Raw genomic sequence first — 6404 nt, 5'->3', positions numbered from 1 at the left:
GTTGCCGGAGCCGGCGTATGCCCTGGGCAGCGACTTCGCGGCCGATCCGCTGCCGGCGCTGCAGGGCGCCGAGGAGGCCGCCCTCCGGCCGCTGGCCGACCTGGTCGCGCTCAGCAGCGGGAGGGTGCGGGAGCACGCGGTGTCCGGCCTCGCCGCCGCCACGGCGGACCTGGCGGCCTCGAGCGGCGTCGTGCCGCCGGCCCCGGGACTGGGCGACGAGCTGCTGGCCGCGCCCGCCACCGACTCGTGAGGGGCGGACAGCTGACCGCCTCCTTCGGCCGGGATCAGCGGCCCAGCACGTTCTCCTGCAACACGTCGTAGCCAAGTTTGAGGATCAGGGCCGCGACCACGGCCAGGAAGACCACCCGGATGAACTTGCTGCCCTGTGAGACGGCCATCCGCGCACCGACGTAACCGCCGGCCATGTTGGCGACGCCGAGCACCAGCCCGAGCCCCCAGAGCAGCGCCCCGCTCGGCAGGAAAAAGGCCAGGGCGCCCAGGTTGGTGGCCATGTTCACGATCTTGGCCTTGGCGCTGGCGGCCAGGAAGTTGTAGCCGAGCAGCGCCACCATCGCGATGATCAGGAACGAGCCGGTACCGGGACCGATCAGGCCGTCGTAGAAGCCAATGACCAACCCGATTCCGGCGGCCGTGCCCAGATGCCGGGCGCCCTTGTAGCGCAGCCGGGTCAACGATCCCGCCGTCGGACGGAGCGCGGTAAAGACGGCCACCGCGATCAGCGCGACGACGATGATCGGCTTGAAGACCTCGGCGGGCAGCACGGTGGCCACGATCGCCCCGCCGAAGCTCCCGGCCAGCGCGACGGCGGCCATCGGCAGCGCCGTTTTCAGGTCCGGGTGCGCCCTGCGGTAATAGGTGACCGCGCTGGTGGTGGTGCCGAAGATGGAGCCCATCTTGTTGGTGGCCAGCGCCTGCACCGGGCTGATGCCGGGGACCAGCAGCAGCACCGGCAACTGGAGCAGGCCGCCGCCGCCCACCACGGCGTCCACCCAGCCGGCGGCAAAGCCACCCACGACCACGAGGGCGAGGGTGGCCAGCTGCAGTTCCTCGAGGCCGGAGCTCACCTCCCGGCCAGGGCTGCCAACTGCCCGGCAGCCTCGGCCAGCGGCACGTTTTCGGCCTGCCCGGTGGCCCTGTCCTTGACTTCGACGACGCCGTCGGCCAGCCCGCGGCCGACCACCACGATGGTGGGCACGCCGATGAGTTCGGCGTCGGAGAACTTCACGCCCGGAGAGACCTTGGGCCGGTCGTCGTAGATGACATCGACGCCGGCGGCGGACAGTTCCTCGGCCAGCCTGTTGGCTGCCTCGAAAATCTCCGTGCCCTTCCCGGTGGCGACGATGTGGACGTCGGCCGGGGCCACGTTGCGCGGCCAGGTCAGGCCCTTGTCGTCGTGATAGGCCTCGGCCAGCGCGGCCACCGCACGCGTGACGCCCACGCCGTAGGAGCCCATGGTCACCGTGGCCAGTTTGCCGTTGCGGTCCAGCACCTGCAGGCCTAGCGCCTCGGCGTATTTGCGGCCCAGCTGGAAGATGTGGCCCATTTCGATGCCGCGGGCCGCCTCCAGCGGACCGGAGCCGTCCGGCGCGGGGTCCCCTTCGCGGACCTCGACCGACTCGACGACGCCGTCCCAGCCGAAGTCGCGGCCGGCCACCAAACCGAACACGTGCTTGCCGTCCTCGTTGGCGCCGGTGATCCAGCGCGTGCCGGGCACCACCCGGGGATCCACAAGGTAGAGCAGGCCGGTGGCCGACTCGGTCCCGAGGACCGCGGCGTCCAGGCTCTCGCCGGGACCGATGTAGCCCCTGACCAGGCCCGGATGCTTCTTCAGGTCTTCCTCGGTGGCCGCCTCGACCTCGACTTCGCCGCCCACCGGGAGGAAGGCACCGATGTTCGCCTCGACGCGCTTGAGGTCGACGGCGCGGTCGCCCGGTACGCCAATGACCACCAGGCTCCGCTCGCCGGTGGGCAGCTTGATGGCCAGGACGACGTTCTTTAACGTGTCCGCGGCGGCCCATTCCCCGTCCGCGCGCGGTGCCAGCTGGTTGGCCGCGGCCACCAGGGTGTCGATCGTGGGGGTATCCGGGGTGTCCTTGACCTCGGCAGCCGGGGCATCGGCGTAGTCCACCGGCTCCGGCGCCACGGTGGTGACGGCCTCCACGTTCGCGGCGTAGCCGCCGGGCGAACGCACGAAGGTGTCCTCGCCGATCTCGGTGGGATGCAGGAACTCCTCGCTCTTCGACCCGCCCATGGCGCCCGAGGTGGCCTTGACGGTCACCACTTCCAGGCCCAGGCGCTTGAAGATCCGCAGGTAGGCGCGCCGGTGCGCGTCGTAGCTGACGTCCAGGCCCTCGTCGTCGACGTCGAAGGAATAGGAGTCCTTCATGATGAATTCGCGGCCGCGCAGCAGCCCGGCGCGCGGGCGGGCCTCGTCGCGGTACTTGTTCTGGATTTGGTACAGCGTCACCGGCAGGTCCTTGTACGAGGAGTACAGGTCCTTGACCAGCAGGGTGAACATTTCCTCGTGCGTGGGGGCCAACAGGTAGTCCGCGCCCTTGCGGTCCTGCAGGCGGAACAACCCGTCGCCGTACTCGGTCCAGCGATTGGTCGCCTCGTACGGTTCGCGCGGCAGCAGCGCCGGGAAATGGACTTCCTGGGCGCCGATGGCGTTCATCTCCTCGCGGACCACGGCCTCCACCTTGGCCAGCACCTTCAGGCCCAGCGGCAGCCAGGAGTAGATGCCGGGGGCGGCGCGGCGGATGTAGCCGGCGCGCACCAGCAGCTTGTGGCTGGCAACTTCTGCGTCGACCGGGTCATCGCGCAGGGTGCGCAGGAACATGCTGGACAGGCGAAGTACCACTGCAGGAATCCGTTTCTCAAGGGTTGGGCCGGCAGCGGCCCGCTAAATTCAACTGCCTTCTAATCTACTGGCTCCGCGCGCGTGCCAGCGACAGCCGGAGGCCCGTGCGGCGGGGCGGCCGCGGCGCGCCTGGACCCGCGGCTAGAACAAGACGGTGGCGAAGGTGCCGACCTGCCGGAACCCGACGGCGGCGTAGGCGGCCATGGCCCGGTGGTTGTAATCGTTGACGTAGAGGCTGGCGACCGGCGCGTACTTGCGGGACAACTCGACGACGGCGGCCATGCAGCCGGCTGCCAGCCCGCGGCCGCGATAGGCGGGGTTCACCCAGACGCCCTGGATCTGCACCGCGTCGGCGCTGACATTGCCCAGTTCTGCCTTGAAGACGACCTGCCCCTGGCCGTCCCGGCGGATCAGCGAGTGTCCCTTGCCAATCAGGGTGGCCACGCGCTGCCGGTAGTGCTGGCCGCCGCCGATCAGCGGCGAGTACCCGACTTCCTCCTCGAACATCGCAACGCAGGCGGGCACCAGCACCTCGAAGTCGTCGTCGGTGGAAAACCGCACCTGCGGGTCCGCGGGCACGGCGGGAGTTCCCCGCAGCTCCATCAGGGGCTGGTTGGGTCGGACGTCGAAGGCCCGCGGATGGGCGTTCCGGTACGAAGACCAGATGCCGAGCACACCCTCTGCGGGCCCGAAGATGGAGGACATGCGCCGCCCGCCGGCGGCCAGGTGGGCGCCCAGCCGGGCGCCCTGTTCGGCGTCCAGCACGGAAGGGACCACGTTCACGCCCGCCCAGCAGGCCCCGGTGAGGACGCCGCCGTTGTACATTCCCAGGATGTGGGCGCCGGACGGGGTGGGGCCGGCGGTCCCGGCGGTCTCCAGGTGGGCGGCGAGGAAGACGTTGGCCACCGGTTCCGCGCGCACCAACGCCCAAAGGTCCGCGGTATCCGCATCCGCCAGCGGCCGTATTCCGGCATGCTGATCGGCGGGCACGGCCCCGGCCGCACCCGCCGTGTCACGGCTAGCTGACGTTAACCACGGGGCTACCCTTGACAGCATTCTCGCCATCGGAGTCACCCATTTCCTCGGCAATCCTTAATGCTTCTTCAATCAGTGTTTCCACAATCTGGTCTTCGGGAACAGTCTTGATGACCTGTCCCTTCACGAAGATCTGGCCCTTCCCGTTGCCGGAGGCCACACCCAGGTCGGCTTCGCGGGCTTCGCCCGGTCCGTTCACGACGCAGCCCATCACGGCGACGCGCAGCGGCACCTCCATGCCTTCGAGCCCGGCGGTGACTTCGTCGGCCAGCTTGTACACGTCCACCTGGGCGCGCCCGCAGGAGGGACAGGAAACGATTTCCAGTTTGCGTTCCCGCAGGTTGAGCGACTGCAGGATCTGCAGGCCGACCTTAATCTCTTCCACCGGCGGGGCGGACAGGGACACGCGGATGGTGTCCCCGATCCCCTTCGAGAGCAGCGCACCGAAGGCGGTGGCGGACTTGATGGTGCCCTGGAAGGCGGGACCGGCCTCGGTGACGCCGAGGTGCAGCGGCCAGTCGCCGCGTTCGGCCAGCAGTTCGTAGGCGCGGACCATGACCACCGGGTCGTTGTGCTTGACCGAGATCTTGAAGTCGTGGAAGTCGTGTTCTTCGAACAGCGACGCCTCCCAGACGGCGGATTCCACCAGCGCCTCCGGGGTCGCCTTGCCGTACTTCTGCATCAGCCGCGGGTCCAGGGAACCGGCGTTGACGCCGATCCGGATGGAGGTGCCGGCGGCCTTGGCGGCCTCGGCGATCTCCTTGACCTGGTCGTCGAACTTGCGTATGTTGCCCGGATTGACGCGGACGGCGGCGCAGCCGGCATCGATGGCGGCGAAGACGTACTTGGGCTGGAAGTGGATGTCCGCGATCACCGGGATCTGGGACTTCTTGGCGATGATCGGCAGGGCCTCGGCGTCGTCGGCGCTGGGGCAGGCCACCCGGACAATGTCGCAACCGGAGGCCGTGAGTTCGGCAATCTGCTGCAGCGTGGCGTTGATGTCCGTGGTGGGCGTGGTGGTCATCGACTGCACGCTGATGGGCGAGTCCGACCCGACCCCGACTGACCCGACCTGGATCTGCCGGGTCTTGCGGCGCGGCGCCAGGACTGGCGGTGGTGAAGCTGGCATTCCAAGATTGACCGAGGTCAAAACGTCCTCCATGTGCCGGTAGGCAGTTGCTGATCAGGTTTCATTATCCCCTTCCCACCCGGCCTTGGCACATGCTGCGGGAGTGGGAAGGATCATGCGTGGTCGGCGAACGCCCCGGTGACGGGCTTCCAGTCGGTGACTTTCAGGCCGGAGACGAAGTTGTTGACGTTGAACGGATCCTGCTTCAGCTCCTCCAGCAGGCTGGCTTCGTCCTCGGCGGTGAAGATCAGCAGCGCGCCTGTGCCGTCGGCATAGGGGCCCGAGGCCAGCAGGCGGCCCCGGTCCAGGAAGCCGCCCAGCCAGTCGCGGTGGGCGGGACGGTATTCGTCGCGGCCGGACTCGGAATCGGCGGCGTAGACGTATTCGACGGCAAAGACACTCATGGTCTTCACCTTACCCGCCGGTGGATGCGGGCGGGCTATCGGAGGCGCGCGTGTGGATGCGGGCGGCGCTTTCGGTTGGCCGCCGGTGGTTGGGGCGGGGCTATTGATAGCCGCCGGTGGTTGGGGCGGGGCTATTGGTAGGAAACGAACCATGGAGCCGGCTTCACGCCGGTGTAGGTGCGTTCCGGGCTGAAGGTCGGGGTGTCTTCGTCGTAGAAGTTCTTCCAGCCCATCCAGATGTTCTTCGGCAGGTCCTCCCGGAGGACGCGCCAGGTGTCCAGTTTCTGGTCGGGCCCGCCGTGGCCGTCGGCGTGCAGCACCAGGGCCAGCTCCTCGTGGCCGGTCTCCAGCTTCTGGCGGTCCGAAATCATCTGGTACTGGAACTGGTGCAGGATCAGCACCTTCTGGGGCAGGGAGTTCTTGCGGGTAAGCTCCGCCAGCCAGTCGCTGACCCTGTTGATTTCCGCGGCGGACACCGAGCCGATTTGCTCCATGTGACGCTGCCCCTTGCCCAGCCGCCATTCCGGGTCCAGGGCCAGGCCCACGTGCGGTTCCTTCAGCAGGTCCTCGTATATCCTAACCTGGGTGAGGAAGTCCGACCGGCCCGGCTGCAAGTCCAGCACCACGTACACCCCGGCCTCGCCGGCTGCCTCGATCCAGGGGCGCAGCTCGTCCGGATCCGTCTCCTCCGAATAGTCGCCGTCTTTTCCGGCCGAGGCGCTGGCAACCGTGGCGATGATCTCGAACGCCGGGACCACCGGTTCCTTGCTGTGCGGTTGGTACTGCTTGGCTAGTTTCTTCACGCGCTGCACCGACGCCTTGGCATCCTGCTCGCCGAGCGCGCCGAGGGCTGGTCCGGAGGGATGACCGTACAGCGCCACCATCCGCCGGGACGGGAAGGCCAACTGCCCGCCGCCGGGCAGCTCCGGCACGGTCAGCGCCGCCGTGGTCCGGC

5 protein-coding genes and 2 pseudogenes are annotated in these 6404 nt (G+C 68.6%); 1 reads left to right on the top strand and 6 read right to left on the bottom strand.

Translation table 11 applies throughout. The annotated features are described in order from the left end of the window. A pseudogene (locus AC5RV2_RS13375) lies at positions 1-250 on the top strand (hypothetical protein); the annotation flags it as partial. A gap of 34 nt (positions 251-284) precedes the next feature. Here AC5RV2_RS13375 and AC5RV2_RS13370 read toward each other — a convergent pair. From AC5RV2_RS13370 to AC5RV2_RS13345, 6 genes and pseudogenes are all read right to left on the bottom strand, one after another. Beyond that, a complete protein-coding gene (locus tag AC5RV2_RS13370; RefSeq protein WP_494092734.1) occupies positions 285-1085 on the bottom strand; it encodes a sulfite exporter TauE/SafE family protein in 801 nt (266 codons plus the stop codon). Beyond that, a complete protein-coding gene (locus tag AC5RV2_RS13365) occupies positions 1082-2881 on the bottom strand; it encodes a proline--tRNA ligase (RefSeq protein WP_494092733.1) in 1800 nt (599 codons plus the stop codon). The genes AC5RV2_RS13370 and AC5RV2_RS13365 overlap by 4 nt, the downstream gene beginning before the upstream one ends. Before the next feature lie 141 nt (positions 2882-3022). Next, positions 3023-3871 carry a GNAT family N-acetyltransferase gene (locus tag AC5RV2_RS13360; RefSeq protein ID WP_494092732.1) on the bottom strand — a complete coding sequence of 283 codons (849 nt, stop codon included), beginning with the start codon at positions 3869-3871 and terminating at the stop codon, positions 3023-3025. 28 nt (positions 3872-3899) lie between these two features. Further along, positions 3900-5066 carry a flavodoxin-dependent (E)-4-hydroxy-3-methylbut-2-enyl-diphosphate synthase gene (gene ispG / locus AC5RV2_RS13355; protein ID WP_494092735.1) on the bottom strand — a complete coding sequence of 389 codons (1167 nt, stop codon included), beginning with the start codon at positions 5064-5066 and terminating at the stop codon, positions 3900-3902. Between the two features lie 92 nt (positions 5067-5158). Next, positions 5159-5449, bottom strand: a complete 291-nt coding sequence (locus AC5RV2_RS13350; RefSeq protein ID WP_494092731.1) for a YciI family protein — start codon at positions 5447-5449, stop codon at positions 5159-5161. 131 nt (positions 5450-5580) lie between these two features. Beyond that, positions 5581-6404 (bottom strand): annotated as a pseudogene (locus tag AC5RV2_RS13345) (hypothetical protein); the annotation flags it as partial.

It is taken from the genome of Arthrobacter sp. Y3225116 (assembly GCF_059091245.1).
Note: the sequence above shows the minus strand (reverse complement) of the source record. Positions and strands in the feature narration are given on the sequence as shown.

Coding starts and splice junctions, on each gene's coding strand:
- AC5RV2_RS13350 (WP_494092731.1), bottom strand. CDS start 5,449: ATGAGTGTCTTTGCCGTCGAATACGTCTACGCCGCCGATTCCGAGTCC.